The organism is Brevundimonas naejangsanensis (assembly GCF_000635915.2).
Taxonomy (GTDB): domain Bacteria; phylum Pseudomonadota; class Alphaproteobacteria; order Caulobacterales; family Caulobacteraceae; genus Brevundimonas; species Brevundimonas sanguinis.
In genome coordinates, this window is record NZ_CP015614.1 from 286,570 (window position 1) to 306,673 (window position 20,104).

Genomic DNA, 20,104 nt, shown 5'->3' on the forward strand with positions numbered 1-20,104 from the left:
CCTCGGCAGCAACCAGACATCGAATCGAGGCCGAGTGAACGTCTTCTTCCGATCCGTTGCGGCGTCGCAAGATGCGACGAGGCTCACGGCAGCGGTAGAGGCGGCACGAGAGCCACAGCGGATCAGCGCCAACGATCATGCGGTGTCAGCGGCGGTTGAGCTGGTGCATCAGGTCGAGAAGCGAGACGCGGCATGAGAGAAAGGGCCCCTTCATTTCTGAAGAGGCCCGCCTTCAGCGAGAGATGAGCGCGTCGAGATCCAGCGGGGCGGAAGCGTCAAAATCCACCGGGGTGGCAGAGTGGAAGCGGGACGAACCAACGTTCACGACCACATCCTCTTCGTTCACCGATGCCAGTTTGAGCAACGGGGCATCCCACGCAACGACCTTGTAGGACGAGGTGCCAAAGCCATGCTCCGTCTCCATGGCGAAGCTATAGGATTTGCCGACCTCAAACATCGGCGGGATGCGCGCGCCTATCACTGGAGCCATCAGCGATAATCCTTCGCCGCTTTCAGGCACTCGGCATAGAGGTCGAGCAGGTATTTGCGGTCGGGTCGCTTGCCAGACCCTTCTGCTGCTCCGAGCTGCTTACCTTCAGCAATCATAACATCTTTGTAGAGATCGTACGCGACCCGTTCTTGAGCGGAAGATTGTGGGAGATTCGTAATACGGACGTCGTCGGCCATTGAGGCGTTTCCTGTGCGGTTGATGGGTCTTTAGCCCTAAAGCCAAGGTGGGATTGCTCACTTAGAGACACAAGGGCGAACGGCGGTTGCCCACAGGTTGTCTAGTCCGCGCTACAAGTTCACGCCACACAGCATGTCGCTTCTCTAACATATCGAGGGCGAGTTTGTTCGCGGCAGTCTTGGCCTGCGCGGACGCCTACACGTTCAAGCGACCGACGCAGATGACCAATTCTTTTGGCTGGCAGCAATATTACGGACTGTTGGACTGGTCGTGGCGGAAGCCAAACTTCCCGCCATTCACCGTCACGAAGTCTCTGAAGGATCAGTTTTAGGGCTAAATGATTTGGCTCACGGACCCGAAGTGGGTCAGGCTGAGCCTTCCACGATGTCGCTGATGGGCTGGAAGCAATTATCGACGACGGGCTGGAAAGTAGATCTTTCGACTAGCCTCACTAAGAACAATTCCGTTCCGCTGCGGAAGCTCAACATCATGGCGAACAACGCCTCCATGCTCTCTAATGTATAGCCTACGCCCCGCGCCCGATTGCGCGCCTCCGTGAAGCCTCTCCATCGAGCCTCGCCGTGATTCACCCCGACCCGCAAGCTACGAGAGTGATCGCCGACCTGGGCGACGAACTCGGCACGCTGAACCCAATGCGCGCTACGGCCGTGTTGGGCGGGCTGATGACCCTCCCGGCGCTGCAGGCGAACACGCTGCGACTGGAGACGCTTGCGACCGCAACTGCCGCAGTGGCTACCGGAGGACAGGCACCTGGTCGTGGCCGGCTGGCCAGCTGGCTCAACAATGGTATGCGCGGCATCGCTTTCGCCGAGGATCCGCCCGAGGACGCTTTCCTGCTGCCGGTTCTGACAGACTTCGGAGAGTTCCGTGTTTTCGAGGGTGTGTTCGAGAAGAATGCTGCGATGACGGACGCCTTCGTCGAAGCTCTTGCGGATCTCTCGCGGGAAGAGCCCGACGTCACCGAACTCATGTTTGAAGCCTTTGCGCTGATGTCGCTCTCGGAGGTAATCGCCACACGCGCTCGCCTCGCTCGCGCGGAATATGGTGGCGGATCAAACGGCGAGACGATCGAGCTGCCGCCCAGCGATCGGTTATCTGCGCTGGGCCGTCGCGTTCAGTTCAGCCGCGCCGATCTTGCGTTAGCGCGCGCGCCTTATCAGTTGTTGAAACCATACCTGCTGGACGTGCGGGAGGAGGTTGGCAATCGCGACTCGCTGCGACGCCGACCGGTGATGACCGACGGGACGACATTCGTAGTCGGCGCGCCAAGTTTCCTGCTCGCCGCGTGGCGCCAGCGCGTCGCCATTCAGGCCGAGATGGCCTCTTGGGGGGGCGGCTGGCCGAGAAGCTCGTCTTCGCCGAGCTCCGTCGGGTGGCGGAGAGTGGCTTCGAGAAATTTCCGGACCGGTTTCTGATGAAGCCGGTCGGTTCGTTCGTAACAACGGCAGTTCTGCGCGACCACGGCCCCGGTCGATGGATTCATCTGATGATCATAGGCGACGGCTTCGCCAATGCATCGGAGGCCAGCCTTGACGAAATGGCGCCGAACGCCGCCGAGGTCGGCGACTTCCTTATACAACAGGCGGCCCAGGCTGAATCTTTCGTCTCGACGCAACCCGGTTTCATCGCCGGTGCGCACCTGGTGATCCTGTGTGGGTGGGGGCGCGGTCTGATGTGTCGGCTTCCGGCACCTGGGGTCGGTTGGACGGTGATCCATGCTCCAGCCGCCGATTTCGCGACGATCGGCGCTTTAGGCGTCGACCTCGACGATCTCTGGCGCATGGAGCAACAGCAGGAGCGTTTGACCGAGGCCGGCATCCGGCTCCTGAATCTGAACGGCACGCTCAATCTGGTTCAGTACTGGCGCTCGACCAACAATCTGCTCACCCCCAATGTCGACGGTGGATCGGTCCCGGTGACCATCTCCGTAGGCACTGACTACGTTCTGCCCGCTCGGCGCGAAGCGTTCAGTCGACTCGGTCTCCAATCACTTTCCTGGCGCGAAGATGGCCCCTTCATTCGCGTCCGCCGCAAAGCTACGTCGAGCTGGTTCAACGAACCCGAAGACCTGAAGCAGTACATGGCGATGGGAATGGTCATGCACGGCGAGACAATCGGTGCAGTCGCTATCGACGGGTTCGCACCGGTGTGGGTTGAAATTCCCAAGGTCTGCGGGTCGCACACCTATCGGGTTCCGATGCTGGATATCGTGATCGGCTGGACGGAACGTGCGGTAAAGGCTCTCGCATCCGCCGGTAAAGGGCCAGATCAAGTCCTACACCTGACGTTCCAGATCCCCGCCGAGGCCGATACGGAAGGGTTCGAAACCGCTGGCAATGAGACGGCTCCCGACATCTCAGAAACTATCCGGGTTCAGGTAGAGGGCAAGTCAGCGACATTCGAGTTGTCTCCCGCTTGGTTCGGTCGATGGCACGACAAGGCTAATACGGCAGAGCGTGCGTTGGCGGAGCGGATACTACTCGTCGTGAGCAACCTCTCGGGCCGACCCGCGAGCGCGGCTACCTTGGCGCGGTTGGCCACCGTAGTCGTGCCCGACGATCGCGCCCGTTATCGGCATGCGATCGCGGCCCAAACATACTACGACCTGATCCAAGGCGTAGACGCACCCGAATATCGGGACCTTCCAGAGTCTGCGGCGGCCCTAGCAAAAACGGGCCTCGCCTGGGATGCCTTAGGACGCAACATCGTCGGGCGGTTATCCGAGGCCGACGTCCTGCCGACCATCCGCGCGTCGGTGAACCATCTTCTCGACAAGGTGGCTTCGCGCGCCTTAGCCCTCGATCACCCTGCGCTGGTTCGTCAGATCCTTCGCCGCCTCGAAGGCGCCAATATCGACGAACGTCTCTGGAATGACACTACCGGATCGGCTTTGTCTCTCGCCGATGACAGGGAAATAGCCGAGGGGGTCTTGCGCGAACGCATCTGGGCCGGGACCGCCGTGCGCATCGGTTGCCGATTGCTTGCCGAGATCGTTGGATCGGTCCCACTCAATGATGACGTCAGCCCTGAGCCGAGCGTCGTCGATGTAGACGAGATGCTCGCCGACACGGTTTTGGCGCTGCACATGAGCGACCTCCACGCCGAGATTGAGAATGGGGTTACGCCCCCGGAGGTCGCGGTGTCGCTTTCCGGCGAGTTGCTGAGTCAGCAGGACTTCAGCGAAGCGGTAGTTCGGCCAGTGGGTGAGCGGGTCGCCAATCGTAAGATTCGCGCGGACATGCGCCGCTACGAGAAGCGCGTCGTTCAGCAGGAGGGCATGCCGTCCGTGGATGACAAACTTCCTGCAGAGTATGGCGAAGCCCTGGCGGCCGAATTCGGCCTCAGTATGGATGGAATCCGCAACTTTCGGGACGAGCTCGAAAACATCGCGGTCGAGAAAGGCGAGGCCGTGTTCCGGATGCGCCGGTCCGAGCTGGTGAAGCACGTAGTGGCATCGCGTGGATTGTCAGCGTCAGGCGTGACGCAGCTCGTCATCCGTATGACGATGCCCGTGCGCACCCACTGGAGCGCTCCGCCGGTCGGCTTCTCGCGCCATGAAGTCGAACCGTGGCGCTCGGGACGTCGGTTAGCTTTTCACGCTCGCCCGCTGCTCCCTCTCGACTCGAGCGATGACCCAGAGCTGATGATCGCCGCCGGAGCTGTTGGAACGGGCTTAGAATGGATGACCCGCCGCGCGTTCGACGGCGCACTGCCCGAGTCTTTCTGGACGAGTCCGCAGATGAAGACTTGGTCCATCGACGCGGCCGCGCAGGAATCCGCCAAATTCGCTGAGGACGTCGGCCGCAGGTTTGAAGCGCTAGGATTGGAAGTCGATGTCGGGGTCTACGCCAGCAAAATTTTGAATGCGAAGGTCCCGCCCGAGCTTGGGGATATCGACGTCTTCGCGCTGGATCGCGCGAGGAACCGCACCTGGATCGTTGAGGTGAAGGACTTGGGTCTCTGCCGGAGCCAGCGCGAGATCGCGCTGCGCCTGGCCGACTATGCCGGCATAGTAAAACCCGGCGGCCGTCCCGACTCCATGATGAAGCATCTACGCCGTGTGCGATATGTGCGCGACCAGGCGGCAGCGCTGGCCAAGCAGAATCGCCTGACGGCACCCGTCGAGGTCCGGGGCCTTCTCGTAGTCTCCACCCCGCAGCCCATGATGGTCGTGGAACCCGCCGACCCGGACGCTCGCGTCGTGCTGCTGGATGATCTTGAGACGGCCATCAAGAATTAGCATTCGCGCAACAGGCCTTGCAGATGGGCCAAAAAGGTAGCCATGCCCCACCTTTTAGAACATTTGGCGAACGAAAGCCGCGCTTTCGGAGGAACTATGGACGCGAGGACCGAAACAGAAGTGTTCGCGGACCTAGCTGAACTTTGCCGGTCACCAGGCTTTATCCATGCGATCGTCTACTTCGACTTCCGCGACAATCTCATCCGGTTTGGGGACCGCCTCGATGCCGAGGCGATGGAAAGCCAACATGCAGCGGAGCGGCTCGTCCGCACCGAGATCGCCACCATGATCGGCCTGATGGTTCAAGGCCCCATCGACGCCATCCTACCCATTCCGGAGCGGTTTCAGGAGTATGTGGATCGCGCGCAGGCCCTGCTTCAGGAGCTTCACTGGGCAATGTCGGCGTCCTGGCGCGATAGCTTCAAGATCGTGGATGGCGTGGTGCAGATTCAGGAGCCTATGTGGGCTGGCGCCAATCTACGTGAGCCGATCTTTTACTCAGGGGAGTCTGCCTACGGGTTCCAATACCGGGCTCTGGCGATACGAAAATACGCTGCCGACAACCCGTGGCTCCTGGCCAACAAAGGCTTTGAGATTGGTGACGCCGTCGCGGTCGCACAAACCCTCGCGGATGTGCTGTCAGAACGCCAAATGGCGCTATCCAAGGCAATGGTGGAGCTTCCCCCCGACCAGTGGACAATGCTGCCGGGATCAGTTTTTTCGGTCGATGACATTCAGGGTCGATGCGAGTTGGATCGCTCACGGATTGAGGCGGTGCTGGCGGCGTTCACCTTGCCGCCAGGGCATCTGAACCCACGCTTCACGGCTCTCCACGAATTCAACGCTACCAACGCGATGCCCCTCTTGCATTGGGACGATGGGCAATTCCTGCTGCTTCAACACTACAGTCTTTTGGAGGCGATTTACGAAAGTCCCGTGTTCTGGCTGACCGAAGACAGAACGTATGCGCCGACCGCTGTGCGGCATCGGGGCGAGTTTACCGAGGACTTCGCTGCCGAGTGCCTCGAAAAGGTTTTCGGGAAAGCTCGGGTGTTGCGGAACATTGACATTTATGGCCCTGATCGCAATCGCGTCGGCGAGATCGATGCGCTTGCCATCTATGGCCGCCGCGCGATCCTCTTACAGGCGAAATCCAAGCGGCTGACCATTGAAGCCCGCAAAGGCAATGACCTCCAACTCAAGGACGATTTCAAGAAGGCGGTGCAGGACGCTGCCGATCAGGCGTTTCTCTGCGCAACCGCGTTGTTGGACTCATCCTTCAAGCTGAAGAATGCCGCAGGCGATGGAATTGAACTTCCGCGCAGTTTCGACGTCGTCCAGCCGCTTTGCATCGTCTCCGACCACTATCCGGCCCTTGCCTTCCAGGCGAGCGCGTTTCTCAAACAGAGGACGACTGCGCACATCGTCGCCCCCCTAGTGATGGACGTGTTCGCTTTGGACGTGATGGCCGAAATGCTCGTCGGCCCCTTGCAATTTCTACATTACTTGACGCTGCGGGAGCGGTTCGGCGAACGGCTTTCAGCCAGCCACGAGCTCACTTTGCTGGGCTACCACCTCACGCATCATCTCTGGTTCGATGACGAATTCAACATGATGGTAATGGGGGATGACTTCAGCATTCCCCTCGATATCGCCATGCTGGCGCGTCGCGAGGGACTTCCGGGGCTAGAAACGCCGGAAGGCATCCTGACCAAGCTCAAGGGTACGACATTTGATCGTTTGGTCGCCCAGATCGAAAGCCACGATGACCCCGACATCGGGGAGTTGGGATTGGCGTTGCTCCAACTCGGTGAGGAGACGGCCAGGTCACTCGGTTCTGGTATCGATACGCTTGCCGCCGCTGCCCGAAGAGATCGACGTCCCCATGACCTTTCCCTGGAGTTCGGGGAAGCACAGGCTGGCCTGACTGTTCATTGTCGCTACCCGGACACGCCAGACACCATGCTGAGGCTGTGGGCGCATTGCCGGCTGCGCAAGTACGCCAGCAAGGCCGACCGCTGGTACGGTCTTCTCATTCACCCCGACACCCGCGATGTCCTGGCTAGTGTCGGCTCACTCGAGCCTTGGACGTCCGACGCCGAGATGGAAGAACAGGTGAAGCAGTGGCCGGTTCGCCCGCAGGTGCCGTGGAGCGCCATGAGGCGCCGGCTTGCTCAAAAGGTCGGCCGAAACGATCCGTGTGCCTGCGGCAGCGGAAAGAAGCACAAGAAATGCTGCTTGGTGAGACCCTGAACGGACCCTGCCAATTTCCGCTTTGAGTCAGCTTCAGCCTTTCGCGGAGAGATCGAAGGCAATGACAGTTCCTGACTCGAAGCGGCAGTTCTGAATGTCTGTTCCAAGGCAAAGCGGCGAAGCCCTTCGCCCCCCTTCGATCAGCCAGCAATAATCGGCCCAACTAGCGGGACCAGCGTCCGGCGGCTGTTAGGCCTAGACGGCCAAGCACCACCTCAGGGTATCATTCGTCCTTAGCCAGGAACGATCACCCGTCCGGAGATGCCCAAGTGACATTCGCCGCCGCCTTCCCACGCTCCGCTGGTCTAGAGCCCGACGCTCTGTTCTGGGAGGCCCCCTTTGATTGGATGAACCCTGACGTCGATCTGCTCGAAGCGCTTTGGACGCTCCAGGTCGCGAAGCTTGAAGATCTCGCCGGGTTTTGGTCGTGGACCGAAGCTATCGTCGCAGATTTCGCAGACGCGCGCGGCGCGGCTGGAGGCGCTGCGGCCGTTGACGCGATCGATTGTGCGCGCTTTATCACCTGCATTCCAGCGCTGCATGCGACCCGCGTTTCCGGTCAGCTCGGTGCCTGTTACGATTGGGTCTGGACGGCGATTGCGCCAACTCATGTGCGCGGGCAACGGCTGAACGAGAATGTCTTCTCGTTCCTGATCTTCCCTCATGCGCCTGACGCCTTGCTGCAACTCTATGTCGGCTATGTCCCGAACTTCGCTGCGGCCGCCTTTTATCTCGCTTTCAAATTTGGCGGCCTCGATCAACTAACGGCCGCCATTGCGCGTGGGTCCTGGGAATGCTCCAAGCGCGCGTACGCGCAAGAGCCGAGGGATGGAGCTGCGATCGAGGCCATCATTCAGATGGTCACCTGGGCCGCGCACCAAGACTGGCCGGACGGACAGGTCTGGGCTGAGCACCTTCTCGGCTTGCTCGAAACGACGCCGGTTCTCGAGCACCGCAAGGATATCGCCATCGCGTTCATCACGCCGGCATTTCGCTACACAAACGTCAGTGTGCGGGATCGAACCAATTGGATCCTCGAGAACTTCAACTCGGTTCTAGGCGAGCATGAGCGGCTCCAGGTGCTCGCAGCGGGTATGGAGGGCCCAGAAGACTGGGCTGCACGCCGTGCTGCAATCCTCGACGAAATCGGTCGCGTCAGAGCTCTGCATCTGGCTAGCGTGCGGCCGGGACAGTCCAATCTGGAGGCGCTCGAGCAGAGGGTCTCGATTCTTTGGCCGATCGCCTACTCGCTCGGCCTCTGGGGCGAGGTCGGGGACCTCGTCGAGGTCCTGGGGGCCTGGTATCGGGCCGCCGGACAGGACCCTGCCGATGCCGACCTGCTGACGATCATCCCTACTCACGGCGGCGGTGCGGCGTACCTCTGGCCCGGCGGTCGTTGGCTCACGGGCGACGGCACCTATACGACGCACAACGCGATGCAACGCGCGTCGAGCGAGGCTTTGGGCTCCTACTACCGTGGTGCCGATGGGGATCACGATAGCTCGGTTTACCAAGATTTTCGTTTCGACATTGTAGACGCCAAGGCGGGCTACACGCTCGAGGCGGCGATGCGCGACCATTACCAGTTCGCCGAGCTTCGGGCGCGACTCCCGGAGGGATGGTCGCCGCGGGCCTTAATGGTCTTCCCGAGCGGGCCGGAACCTATCCAGGGAATGTTGATGAAGGACGCCGGCATCGCCGCACCGCTCGAAATCAGCTTCGAGTGCCCCCTGGAGCTCCGGCCGATCCGCAAGATTTCAGTCTGGGCGGGCGGACCATGGCACGAAGCCTTCGAGTTGGAAGCCATCCAGCATGTCGCCCAGCGTGCGGGCTGGAGCGTCGGCGTCACCGCGCCCCAGACGCCGACCGCCGACGACCTACGGCGCTTCTATGAGGACCCTGATGCAGACGTCTGCTGGGTTATATCGCATGGCGCGCACGACCCTTTCGCGATCGGCGGGACCGGCTTGCACCTTCCCGACGAAACCCTTGTGAGTCTAGAAGAACTCCAGCGTTGGACGACGCCAGAGGCGGGCCGTCGCCTTCTCGTCCTCAACAGCTGCAGCGGAGCGACCGCGCAGGGCCGGGGCGGCCTGGCGCGCATAGGGCTGGCCCAGAGCTTGGTGGGACAGAGCCAAGGCGTCGTGGGGCACCTTTGGCCTGTGCACTGGACAGCGGGTCTGGCCTTCGGCGCAGCGTTGGTTGCATGCCTCGAGGACGATCCCTCCGCGAGCGCCGTATTGAGGGCGGCGGCCCTGCTTCGCCAGCCGGATGACCTCATGAGACTGTTGGAGACGCGTTTTGCGGACTGTCCTGGCCTTCTCGAACGCCTTCAGCGTTCGGGTGAAGACCTTGAAAGCCTTATCAACTGGGGCTGCCCGGTCTTGCTGACATAGGCTTAGGACTCATAAAGCTGTGCACCTTTTACTCGCCTCAAGACAACAGAAATGTCGAATCCACCGGAGCTGTCAAAGTTAACGCTTACAAAAGACGAGAAGAAGGATCGCTAGGACCTAAAAATTGACAAGACCGATAAGTTCGTGAAATCCTTCGAGGAGAAGTCCGATGCCACGAAAGGTGGCGTTCTAAAGAAGGCGCTCGGAAAAGAGGGAGGTTCCGTGAATATTCAGAAGGAAGACAGAGACTACTAAGAGGAACGGACCTATCCACGTAGCAAGGATCCGAAGGCTTCCAAGGGCTAGAGAATCGGTCATTCTGTCGCCATGACTAAATGTGTTCTCGAACCATGTGGCTAACCCATCGCAATAGGCGGTGCGTGGAGCTGGACGATCGCGTCTTCCAGCGTCTCCTGACGTTCTATCCCGAGGAGGAGCTGGTCAGTCGTCCAGTGCTCTCCGCAGCTATCCGCTCGGGGGAGATCCGGAAGTCCGATCTCGTGGCCGAGGCCGATAAGCTTTTCATTCCATGGCAGATGTTCCTGCTCACCTGGCCAAACCTTCGTCGGCATCTCCAGGCGATCGAACGTGAACGTCGAGACAAGATCGACGTAGGCCACCTTTCGACCCGATCGGGTGCGAGAGGCGCGGTGCCATATCGCCTGATCGATCGATACATCCGCGCTCAGCGCTTCCTGTTAGAGAGCGAGGCCCACTCCCGAAACAAGTTCTGCGGATCGCTTCGAGGCAAGTCGGTGCCGGCCGCGGTCGCTGCTATCGAACAGCACTTCGGGATCAGTCGTGCGGCGTTCTGGGGCCGGTCGACGAAAGGGCGGGCATTCGATTACTTGGCGGGCTGCATAGAGTCGGGCAATGTGAATGTTGCGCTTGGCACGTCAGAAGCCCGCCTCGTGCCAACTACGAAGAACCACAAGTCTCTCTACAAGAACGTGAGCGGCTTCTGCCTCAAAAGTCCGAAGGTGCCGTTCGCGTTCGTCCACATGAACATGGCAGACACCGAGGAACCCGCAGGACGCCGCATCTACACCCTGATGCTCCTCGTCGTTCTAATCGGCTTGGACATCTACACCGTCACACGGGACTGGCGCCCAGGGCGGACACGCGCCGGCAGAGATGCTGAGCATTCTCCGACTGCGCACCGGATTGTCGGCGAGTTCTTGCTGCCGTGCTCTGCCTTCGAGCACCTTGAAGGACGTCCGGTCACCCGGAAGACCATCGATGACCTGAGCGATACCTATAAGCTTACGCCTTCCGCCGTAACCTACCGGCTCTGGAAAGCGAGCGTCATCAGTCGCGAGGAGCGCGACAGCCTCATCACCCCGTCGACACCCGTAAAGATGAAGGCTCGTTCGCCCTACATCGAGAACGCAGTGCGAAAGTTGAACGGGGGTCTCGTGGTGTCGGCCGTGAACGGGGCCTTCAGCCGGCATTCCATCTCTCAGAACCAGGCGCAGTACGTCCTATTTGGACGCATTCGCCGCCCGCTTTGGGCGAAGTACCGGGCCCGAGTTGGCATATGATCAGAATCCTCGACGCCAACGCCCTCATTGACCTGTGCGACGCTGGCCAGAAATTGGCCGCAGACGAGAAATGCTTCGTGCCCGACGAGATCGCTGCGGAGCTTAGTGGCAGTGAGGCGAACGAGCGTTGGCTGGCTGCCCAACCATTCGAAGCTATTCGCCTTGAGGAGCACGAGTTTCTTGAAGCGTTTGCCCGCTACCTCAACACGTTCCCCGGGGTCTCGTTCTACAGCCTGAAGGGATTCGGTGACGTCGCCATTCTCGCGACGATCGAGATCCTCCTGCGTCGTGCGCCTCCTACGCCCACGCTCTCAAGAGAGGTGTTCCCATGGGATACGGTCTATCTCGTCTCAGATGATCGGAAGCTGAGAAATTTCATCACCCGCACCTTCGGTGATCGCGTGGTTCTGCAGAAGCTTCAGGATTTCCGAGCGTGAGCGCAGGCCGCGAGACGGGGGACCAGAGGGACTTTGGTCGCTGGGGGCTTGAATGTCCTGCTTTCTCCCCACGCCATCGTTCTAATGACTGGTGTCCGGCGATGGCGCGAGGACTGCTTCTGGCGCAAACCTGCCCACCATTTCCAAGACGAAATCAGGTGAAACCCATTGAAACGCCCTGAACAGCCAAAACCAAGCGCAAACACCTTGGCGGGTTAGATGGCGGGTGACGATAACGATTTTCCAAAAAATCGTTTCAAAACAAAGCGTGTGGCGGACAGAGAGGGATTCGAACCCTCGATAGAGTTGCCCCTATACACGCGTTCCAGGCGTGCGCCTTCAACCACTCGGCCACCTGTCCATTCCACCTGAAGCCCGGATGCATCCGGGGCGGAGCCGTCGGGAGCGGACCGACGGGAGGGGCTGATTAGAGCATGACGACCCCATGGGCAAGCGCTCTTGAAGCCTCCATATAGGCGTTGACGATGTTTTCGCGGAGTTCTCGCCATGTTGTTGAAGAAGAATGATGAACTGCCCACGCCTGAGACGGCTTTGCCGGGGCGGGCCGAGGCGCTGGCGACCGATGAGACCCACTTCGTGCTGGGCCATGCGCTGAAGGGGCCGCACCCCGCGGGGATGCAGACGGCCGTGTTCGGCATGGGCTGTTTCTGGGGCGTGGAGCGGGTGTTCTGGCAGTTGCCGGGCGTTTGGGTCACATCGGCGGGCTATGCGGGCGGGATCACGCCCAATCCGACCTATGAAGAGGTCTGTTCGGGCCGCACCGGCCATACGGAGGTGGTGCAGGTGGTGTTCGATCCGACCAAGATCACCTACGGCGATCTGCTGAAGGCCTTCTGGGAGAACCACGACCCGACGCAGGGCATGCGTCAGGGCAATGATCTGGGCACCCAGTATCGCTCGGCCATCTATACGCTGAATGATGAGCAGCAAGCGGAAGCGGAAACGTCGCGCGACGCCTATCAGGCGGCGCTCAGCGCGGCGGGGCGCGGGGCCATCACGACCGAGATCGAACCGGCGGGCCCCTATTATTTCGCCGAGGATTACCATCAGGGTTATCTGGCCAAGAATCCAGCGGGCTATTGCGGCATCGGCGGGACGGGCGTGGTCTGCCCGATCGGTCTGGGTGTCGGCGCCTGATGGATCGGGCGGGCGTCGGCAAGGTCTGCTTGGCCTTGCCGGGGGCGACAATGGATCACCCGTTCGGACCCCGGCATGACGCCTATAAGGTCGGAGGCAAGATGTTCGCCCTGATCGGGGCCGAAGGCGGGCTGTCGTTCAAGGTCTCCGACATCGCCTATGAGGTGCTGACCGAGGAGGGGCGGGCGGCGCCGGCTCCCTATCTGGCGCGGGCGAAATGGGTGCATCTGGCCGATCCGGGCGACTGGCCGGATGACGAGTTGGCCGATCATCTGAAGTCGGCCCACGCTCTGATCGCCGCCAGGCTGACGAAGAAGGCGCGGGCCGAACTGGGACTTTAGGGCTGGGGGTTTCAGGCGGCGGCGCTGCGCGACCGGAACCACAGATAAAGAATCCCCACGGGCGCGATGAAGATCGAGAAGCCCCACAGGAACAGGTTCACGACCAGCTTCAGGAACATCAGGATGACGGCGTTCATGAAGAAGACGGTCTCGCCCATCATCACTCGCTTGATCTCGTCCCAGACCAGCTTGGAGAAGGGAAACAGCAGGGCGCCGACGCCGAAGATCGCCAGGGTCGCGGCGCGGTCATGCAGGGGCTGCGCGCCGCCCGTGGACAGCGTCATCCAGACCATCAGCACCATGAAGGCGGCGCTGAGCACATAGGCGCGGATCAGATAGCGCGGCTGGACCGCGCCAAAGATGCGCTTGATGAGGTTCATGTCGGAGGGACGCTTTCTTACTGGGAGGCGGTCTTCTGTTCGGCGATCCAGCGCTCCATGCGCGCGTCCAGCAGGGCCAGCGGCAGGGCGCCGTCGACCAGCAGGGCGTCGTGGAAGGTCCGCACGTCGAAACGGTCGCCCAGCTCGCGCTCGGCCCGGCTGCGGATCTCGCGCAGGCGGATTTCGCCGATCTTATAGGCTGTGGCCTGGCCGGGATCGCCGATGTAGCGCTGCAGTTCGGTCTCGATGTTGTGCGGCGACAGGGCGGAGTTGTCGCGGAAGCAGGCGCGGGCCTGTTCCTCGCTCCAGCCCAGCCAGTGCAGGCCCGTGTCGGCCACCAGACGACAGGCGCGCCACATCTCGTAGCTGAGGCGGCCAAACCGCTCATAAGGCGTGCGGTAGATGCCCATTTCCTCGCCCAGGAACTCGGAATACAGGCCCCAGCCCTCGCTGAAGGCCGTCACCGACGCGCGGCGGCGGTAATAGGGCTGGTCGGCGGCTTCCTGCTGCAGGGCGATCTGCAGATGGTGGCCCGGCACGGCCTCGTGCACCGTCAGGGCGGGCAGTTCATACAGGGGCCGCTGGTCCAGTTTGCCGGTGTTGACGATGTAGCCGCCGGCGACGCCCGTCTTCATCGACCCGGCGTTGTAGCGGCCGGTGGTGTAGGTCTCTTCCATCTCGACCGGCACCGGGCGCACGCCATACGGCAGGCGCGGCAGGGTGGCGAACAGCGACGGCAGGCGGTCGTCCGAGCGTTTGGCGATCTCGGACGCCTTCTCAAGCAATTCCTCGCGCGTCTGGGCGTAGAACTGCGGGTCTGTGCGCAGGAAGTTCAGGAAGCCGGCGAAGTCGCCGGTCCAGCCCGCGGCGCGCATCTCCGTCTCCATGCGGGCGCGGATGCGGGCGACTTCCTCAACGCCGATCTGGTGCACCTGATCGGGCGTCAGGTCGGTGGTCGTATTGCTGCGGACCAGGAAGGCGTACAGGTCGCGGCCGCCGGGGCGGTGGATCAGGCCCGGCGCCTGCGGGGCCTTCGGCGCATATTCGTCGCGCAGCAGGTCGCGCCACGCGGTGCGGCGGGCGGTGATCGGCCCCTCGACCAAGGCGCGGGCGCGGGCGCGGAACTGTTCCTGCTGGGCGGCGGGGATGGTGGCGGGCAGGGCGTTGAACGGGCGCAGCAGGACGTCGCCCGCCTCGCCCGGCGTCAGGTCGCGTTCGGCCTGGGCCAGGGCGCTGTCGACGACTGAACGGGCCTGGATCAGGCCGGTCTCCAGCCCGCGCCGGGTGTTGGCGATGCCGGCGTCGTAATAGGCGGGCGCCGCCTCCAGACGCTTCAGCCAGGCCTCGGCGTCGGCGGCCGTGGCGATGCGCGTGGCGGGCGCCACATAGGCCAGCATCTGGCCGGGGCCGCCTTCGGAATCGAAGGCCAGACGCGACGGGTCCAGTTCGATCCGCTCCAGCTCGCGGCCGATGAGATAGCCGACGAACGCGTGGTTCAGGCGGTGCGCTTCATCCAGCGCGGCGGGGTCGATGGCGTCCAGCCGGGCCTTCAGCGCGTTCAGCGGCGCGCGGCGAGCCAGTTCGCCCGCACGGCTGGCGTCGGGCAGGCGCGACAGGGCGGCGCGGTCGCCGTCCATGCCCGAGCCGATCGGGTCGTTCTGGCGCAGATAGGCTTCGTATTCGACCAGCAGGGCGTCGAGCGCGGCGGCGCTGGACTGGCTCTGAGCAACGGCCGCCTGCGCAGGCAGGGCGGCTGCGGCCGTGAGCCCCGACAGGCCGAGGCCGGCGAGGAGAAGAAGATGACGCATGACTGAAGCCCTCCCACGAGCAGGCGGGAAGGGAGCGGACGGCGCCGCTGCGGTCAAGCCCCTAGCGGCACAACGCCAGGAAGCGGGCGGCGCGATCCTGCGATCCCGGCTGAGCCGCCATCATCGACCGCTGGTCGCCGTTCCACACGGCCAGCCAGCCGAGGCGCTGGAAACGCTGGAAAACCGGATGCGACGCGGGCGCTGTGGCGACCAGATGGACGCCGTCGTGCATGTCCGCCGGCTCGATCCGGGCCGGGAAGGTCTCGGTGTCGCCGCCCGATTCCAGCGTCACGGCGCGGCGCTGCGGCGTCCGGTCGGCGGCCAGCGACAGGCCGATCTTGCCCGATCCGGGAGCGCACATGAGGCTGAGCGGCACGTCGTCGGACTGGGCCAGTCCATAGGACAGGCGCGGCTCGTCCGGATCCTCGTTCAGGAACCAGTCGTAACCGGCGACCGGCAGGGGGCCGGCGCTGGTCGCCAGAGGCGCGACGGTCGGCGCGCAGGCGCACAGGGCGGACACGGCGGCGACGGCCGCGGCCGTCAGCCAGAAAGTGAGGCGCATCCTGATCCCTATCCGGTGCACAGTTCGGCGAAGCGGCGCAGCTTGGGCAGATTCGCTCGGTCGATCTCTATGGTCTGGGCCTGTTCGCCCAGGGTGAGCGTCAGCCGCCCGGTCGCCAGGAAGGCGGCGAAGACCGGATGGTCGGCGCGCAGCACCGCCTCCAGACGGCCGCGTCGCGCCCGGGCCTCGACCTCGGCCGATGCAGCGCCGGAGCGGATGGTCGCGAACCCGTCGGCGCCCGGCGCGTCATGGAAGGCCAGCCGCACGATGCTGGAGCCCGGCGCGCATTCCAGCGTGGTGCGCAGGCGCGGCGTATCCGGAATCTCATTGGCCAGGACCAGAGGACCGTCGCCGCTGTAGAGTGTCCAGGTCCAACCTTCGGAGGCGCGCGGCGGTCGCGCGGGCGTTGCGGCCTGAGGCCGTTCGGCCGGCGTTTGGGCTCCGCTCTGCGGCGCCGTCTGCACGGCCAGGGCGACGAGCATGGCCTGGGACAGGCCGAGCAGTGAGGTCATGTTTCAGCCCCCGCTGAGGAAAACCGGGGGACTGTGATCACGCATGTCCCGAAGCGCAATAGCTAAGAAAGCCCTGGACCATGCGCCGCTCGGCGCGGGTGGCGGTCAGCTGACGATCGCCGGCCTCGGTCTGGACGGTCATCCGTCCGCCGCGCGCCAGCCCGGTCAGGGCGGCATCGCCCAGCGGCAGGCGCGCTTCAAAGGCCTCGCCGTTCGACAGGGGATCGATGGGCTGCGGCCCGTGCGAAGCCAGGACCAAGCCTGCGCTGCGCGGCTGAACATCGCCATAGACCACGGCCGAGCCCTCGCCCGGCGCACAGGTCAGCATCAGGGCCAGCTGGTCCGAATCCGGCAGGCCATACGCCAGTTTCGCCATCGGGCCCTCGCGCAGCATATGCCAGCCCGCGACCGGCTCGATTTCGCCGCGCGGCGCCGAAGGCGCTTGGGTCGCCGCATGGGCTGCAAAGGCGGCCAGGCCCACGGCGCTCAGGATTGGAAAAAGGCTCTTACGCATCACAAGTTCACCCGCGTTCGACAGAGCAAACGCGGGTCGCTTGTTAAGAGTTCACGGCTCCGCTGGGCCGCGCGCGATTCAGTGATCGGGTGCGGCTGGAATCACACGTTTCGGTGAACGCGGATCAGAACGGGCTGAACCGCTCGACCAGGGACTGGGCGGCGGGCGTCGCCTGCATCCGGCTGATGTCGCCGCGCCCGCCGTAGCTGATGCGCGCTTCGGCGATCTGGCTGTGGCGGATGGTGTTGGCGCTGGAGATGTCCTCGGGCCGGACGATGCCGGCGACGGTCAGCTCGCGCACCTCGCGGTTGGTGCGCACTTCTTGCCGACCCTGGATGACCAGGTTGCCGTTGGGCATGACGGCGGTGACGACAGCGGCCACCGTCAGGTTGACCCGCTCAGAGCGGTTGACGCTGCCCGAGCCGTTGGCGTTCACGGCGCCTTCGGTGCCGATCATGTTGGCGGCGTCGAAACCGCCGGGGAAGGCGCGGCCCAGGCTGTTCTCCAGCCCGAAGAAGTTGGTCACCCCGCCCGAGGCGCTGTTGGTGCGGTTGCGCTGGGTCGAGTTCTGGGTCTGGGCGCGGTCGTTGATGTCGATGGCGACGGTCAGGATGTCGCCGACGCGGCGCGCGCGCTGGTCGCCGAAGAAGCTGCGCGCGCCGGTGCGCCACAGGCTGTTGGCGCTGGCCGAGGTCGGCTCAGGCAGATAGGCCTGCTCGACCGGGACCAGGGCGGCCGGATAGCCGATGGGCGCCAGTTCCGGGCCCTTCACCGCCTCGATGGCGGTGGAGCAGGCGGCCAGCGAGAGCGCGGACAGGGACAGGGCGATCAGGGGCAGGGGGCGCATGATGTCTCTCTCGCTCAACGGGCGGCGAACTGTTGCGGGTTGCGGCGGGCCATCTGGGCTGCGGGACCGGCGACGGCCCGGCCGGGGCCCACAGCCACGGCGTCGATGGTGCGGTTGGACTGGACGTTCAGGATCGGCACGGCCTCGCCCGCCGAGGCGTTGCGCGTCGCCTTGCCGGTGACGGTCAGTTCGACGCCGTCGCTCAGATAGGCGACCTCGACCATGTCGTTGCGGGCGATGACCTGGGGCGAGGCCAGGTCGCGCTGGGCCACGGGCGAACCGGCGCGCAGGGCGCGTTTGGCCTGCAGCCCGATCACGACTTCGGCGTCCTGGGGCGCGCCCGCCGGGGCCAGGTGCGACTGGACCGAGGCCCAGATCACGTCTTCGGGCTGCACCACCTCGCCGGCGGCCAGGCTGCGGGCATAGGTCAGGACCTCGACGCTGGCGCCGGCTCGAGCGGGCGCGCTGACGCTGGCGATGGCGGGACGAGCCGAGGCTTCGGCCGCAGCGGCGCCGCCTTCACGCACCACGATGCGACGCAGGCCGCTGGGGTTGCTCCATTCCAGCCCGGCGCGGCGCGCCGCGATCTGCACCTGAGAGGCTTCCAGCACGGCGGTGGGGCCGACGCGGCGGCCGACCACGACACTGGCCGCCTCGCCCGCGTTGTCGAACAACTCGCCCAGGGTGATGCGGCCGTCGTCGTCGACCGGATCGGGCAGCAGGCTGACCGGCCCGGCCCATGCGGGGGCAGCCAGTGCGGCGACGGCGACGGCCAGGACGGGGGCGAGGATCAGGGCGCGCTTCATGGCTTAGCTCTTCACCTGGGCCGTGACGGCCAGCATGTCGTCGGCGGTGGTGATGACCTTGGAGTTCATCTCATACGCGCGCTGGGCCACGATCAGCGCCGTGATCTCGCTGACCGCATCGACGTTGGAAGATTCGGTATAGTGCTGCAGCAGATTGCCGTAGCCGACCTCGCCGGGCACCCCGACCGTGGCCGGGCCCGAAGCCGCCGTCTCCAGCAGCAGGTTGTCGCCGATGGCTTCCAGGCCTGCTTCGTTGAAGAAGGTCGCCAGCTCCAGCTGGCCCACGACCTGCGGCTCCGGCTCGCCCTGGGTGGTCACCTGGACCTGGCCCGACTTGGAAATGGTGACGTCCAGCGCGTCCTGCGGAATGGCGATGGCGGGCTCGACCGCATAGCCGTCGTCGGTCACCAGCTGGCCTTCGCCGTTGATGGTGAAGTTGCCTGCCCGCGTATAGGCCAGCTCGCCCGAGGGCAGGGTGATCTGGAAATAGCCCTTGCCCTGAATGGCGACGTCGTAGGTGTTGCCGGTGCGGTTGGGGCTGCCCTGTTCGGTGATGCGGTAGACGCTGCCCGCCTTGACGCCCGAACCGATCTGGATGCCGGTCGGCACCACGGTGCCCTGCGACGAGGACTGGGCCCCCATGCGCTCGACGTTCTGATACAGCAGGTCCTGGAACTCGGCCCGCTGACGCTTGAAGCCGACCGTGTTCATGTTGGCGATGTTGTTGGAGATGACCTCCACGTTCAGCTGTTGGGCGGCCATGCCGGTGGCGGCGGTGCGAAGCGCGCGCATGTCTCAGCTCTCCCTTACGAAACCCGGCCCAGCCGCTCGATCGAGCGGCGCGACAGGTCGTTGGTGTTTTCGATCATCTTGGTCACGCGCTCATAGGCGCGGTTGATCTCGATGAGGTTGGTGATTTCCATCAGGGTGTTGACGTTCGACCCTTCCAGCGTCCCTTGACGCACCTGGGCGTCGGTCGCCTCCATCGGCTCGGCGCCGGACGTGTTGCGGTACAGGCCGTCGCCGGACTTCTGCAGCACCGACAGGTCGTCGAAACGCACCACGGTCAGGCGGCCGATCGGCTGGCCCTGCTGGCTGACCGTGCCGTCGTGGGCGACGCTGACGGGGCCGCGTTGAGGGTCCAGATCCAGTTCGGCGCCGTCGGCCATTACCAGCAGGCCCTGTTTGGTCGTCAGCCGCCCCTCGGGATCGGTGACGAAGGAGCCGTCGCGGGTATAGGCGGGGCCGGTCGGAGTCTGCACCGTAAAGAAGGCGCCTTCGCCCTCGATGGCGAAGTCCAGGTCGCGGCCGGTCTGCTTCAGCGCGCCCTGGCCGAAGTCGCGGCCGACGCCCTTGTCCAGGACGAAGCTGGCCGAGGGGCGGATGGCGTCGTTGCGCGCGCGCTCGCCGATCTCGGTCCCGACCATCAGCTGCTCGACCTTGAAGCCGGTGGTGTCGGCGTTGGCGACGTTGTTGGCCACGATGTCCAGCTCGCGGCGAAGCGTCATCTGGCGTGACAATCCGATATAGGCGGCGTTTTCCACGAGCGGGCTCCTTTCGCCCTTTCCCGTCGCAACGACCGTGCCAACAGGGTTAACGC

At 63.9% G+C, this 20,104-nt stretch carries 20 protein-coding genes and 1 tRNA gene; 9 read left to right on the plus strand and 12 right to left on the minus strand.

Annotated elements, in window-relative coordinates; genetic code table 11:
• Positions 1–232 precede the first annotated feature (232 nt).
• Positions 233–490 carry a hypothetical protein gene (locus tag DA69_RS01385; protein ID WP_025977809.1) on the minus strand — a complete coding sequence of 86 codons (258 nt, stop codon included), beginning with the start codon at positions 488–490 and terminating at the stop codon, positions 233–235.
• Positions 490–687 carry a hypothetical protein gene (locus DA69_RS14480; protein WP_145915878.1) on the minus strand — a complete coding sequence of 66 codons (198 nt, stop codon included), beginning with the start codon at positions 685–687 and terminating at the stop codon, positions 490–492. Before DA69_RS14480 ends, DA69_RS01385 begins: the two co-directional genes overlap by 1 nt.
• Positions 688–958: 271 nt before the next feature.
• Between DA69_RS14480 and DA69_RS14485 the strand changes: the two genes are divergently transcribed.
• From DA69_RS14485 to DA69_RS01415, 7 genes are all read left to right on the plus strand, one after another.
• A complete protein-coding gene (locus tag DA69_RS14485) occupies positions 959–1,213 on the plus strand; it encodes a hypothetical protein (RefSeq protein WP_145915879.1) in 255 nt (84 codons plus the stop codon).
• An 86-nt stretch (positions 1,214–1,299) separates the two neighbouring features.
• A complete protein-coding gene (locus DA69_RS01390) occupies positions 1,300–2,124 on the plus strand; it encodes a hypothetical protein (RefSeq protein ID WP_145915880.1) in 825 nt (274 codons plus the stop codon).
• Positions 2,034–4,949: a hypothetical protein gene (locus DA69_RS01395; RefSeq protein WP_145915881.1), complete on the plus strand. Its 2,916-nt coding sequence runs from the start codon at positions 2,034–2,036 to the stop codon at positions 4,947–4,949. The genes DA69_RS01390 and DA69_RS01395 overlap by 91 nt, the downstream gene beginning before the upstream one ends.
• Before the next feature lie 96 nt (positions 4,950–5,045).
• Complete coding sequence (locus tag DA69_RS01400; protein WP_025977807.1) at positions 5,046–7,202, plus strand: SEC-C metal-binding domain-containing protein; 2,157 nt, start codon at positions 5,046–5,048, stop codon at positions 7,200–7,202.
• A 269-nt stretch (positions 7,203–7,471) separates the two neighbouring features.
• Positions 7,472–9,598, plus strand: coding sequence for a CHAT domain-containing protein (locus tag DA69_RS01405; RefSeq protein WP_064108265.1), 2,127 nt, complete (start codon positions 7,472–7,474; stop codon positions 9,596–9,598).
• A gap of 380 nt (positions 9,599–9,978) precedes the next feature.
• A complete protein-coding gene (locus tag DA69_RS01410; RefSeq protein WP_025977805.1) occupies positions 9,979–11,139 on the plus strand; it encodes a hypothetical protein in 1,161 nt (386 codons plus the stop codon).
• A complete protein-coding gene (locus DA69_RS01415; RefSeq protein ID WP_025977804.1) occupies positions 11,136–11,576 on the plus strand; it encodes a hypothetical protein in 441 nt (146 codons plus the stop codon). Before DA69_RS01410 ends, DA69_RS01415 begins: the two co-directional genes overlap by 4 nt.
• A gap of 271 nt (positions 11,577–11,847) precedes the next feature.
• On the opposite strand, the gene DA69_RS01420 is transcribed toward DA69_RS01415, so the two are convergent.
• Positions 11,848–11,937 (minus strand) — tRNA-Ser (locus tag DA69_RS01420).
• 146 nt (positions 11,938–12,083) lie between these two features.
• Here DA69_RS01420 and msrA point away from each other — a divergent pair.
• Both msrA and DA69_RS01430 read left to right on the plus strand, forming a co-directional pair.
• On the plus strand, positions 12,084–12,734 hold the full coding sequence (msrA, locus tag DA69_RS01425) for a peptide-methionine (S)-S-oxide reductase MsrA (protein WP_025977803.1): 651 nt from the start codon (positions 12,084–12,086) through the stop codon (positions 12,732–12,734).
• Positions 12,734–13,075 carry an MmcQ/YjbR family DNA-binding protein gene (locus DA69_RS01430; protein ID WP_025977802.1) on the plus strand — a complete coding sequence of 114 codons (342 nt, stop codon included), beginning with the start codon at positions 12,734–12,736 and terminating at the stop codon, positions 13,073–13,075. Before msrA ends, DA69_RS01430 begins: the two co-directional genes overlap by 1 nt.
• A gap of 11 nt (positions 13,076–13,086) precedes the next feature.
• Here DA69_RS01430 and DA69_RS01435 read toward each other — a convergent pair whose 3' ends face one another.
• The 9 genes from DA69_RS01435 to flgF all read right to left on the minus strand — a co-directional run bounded on the left by DA69_RS01435 (position 13,087) and on the right by flgF (position 20,048).
• Entirely contained in the window at positions 13,087–13,455 is a 369-nt protein-coding gene (locus DA69_RS01435) for a hypothetical protein (protein ID WP_025977801.1), read from the minus strand.
• A 17-nt stretch (positions 13,456–13,472) separates the two neighbouring features.
• Positions 13,473–15,263 carry a DUF885 domain-containing protein gene (locus tag DA69_RS01440; RefSeq protein WP_025977800.1) on the minus strand — a complete coding sequence of 597 codons (1,791 nt, stop codon included), beginning with the start codon at positions 15,261–15,263 and terminating at the stop codon, positions 13,473–13,475.
• Positions 15,264–15,324: 61 nt separating this feature from the next.
• Positions 15,325–15,825 (minus strand): hypothetical protein, encoded by a 501-nt coding sequence (locus tag DA69_RS01445; protein WP_025977799.1) that lies wholly within the window; start codon positions 15,823–15,825, stop codon positions 15,325–15,327.
• Positions 15,826–15,833: 8 nt separating this feature from the next.
• Entirely contained in the window at positions 15,834–16,337 is a 504-nt protein-coding gene (locus tag DA69_RS01450; protein WP_029972602.1) for a hypothetical protein, read from the minus strand.
• A gap of 37 nt (positions 16,338–16,374) precedes the next feature.
• Positions 16,375–16,851 carry a hypothetical protein gene (locus DA69_RS01455; protein ID WP_025977797.1) on the minus strand — a complete coding sequence of 159 codons (477 nt, stop codon included), beginning with the start codon at positions 16,849–16,851 and terminating at the stop codon, positions 16,375–16,377.
• Between the two features lie 124 nt (positions 16,852–16,975).
• Complete coding sequence (gene flgH, locus DA69_RS01460) at positions 16,976–17,698, minus strand: flagellar basal body L-ring protein FlgH (protein WP_025977796.1); 723 nt, start codon at positions 17,696–17,698, stop codon at positions 16,976–16,978.
• Between the two features lie 14 nt (positions 17,699–17,712).
• The gene (gene flgA, locus DA69_RS01465) at positions 17,713–18,504 is read right to left on the minus strand and encodes a flagellar basal body P-ring formation chaperone FlgA (RefSeq protein ID WP_025977795.1); all 792 of its coding nucleotides are present in this window, start codon (positions 18,502–18,504) and stop codon (positions 17,713–17,715) included.
• Positions 18,505–18,507: 3 nt separating this feature from the next.
• Positions 18,508–19,296: a flagellar basal-body rod protein FlgG gene (flgG, locus tag DA69_RS01470; RefSeq protein ID WP_025977794.1), complete on the minus strand. Its 789-nt coding sequence runs from the start codon at positions 19,294–19,296 to the stop codon at positions 18,508–18,510.
• 14 nt (positions 19,297–19,310) lie between these two features.
• Entirely contained in the window at positions 19,311–20,048 is a 738-nt protein-coding gene (gene flgF, locus DA69_RS01475; RefSeq protein WP_024354813.1) for a flagellar basal-body rod protein FlgF, read from the minus strand.
• Positions 20,049–20,104: the final 56 nt, after the last annotated feature.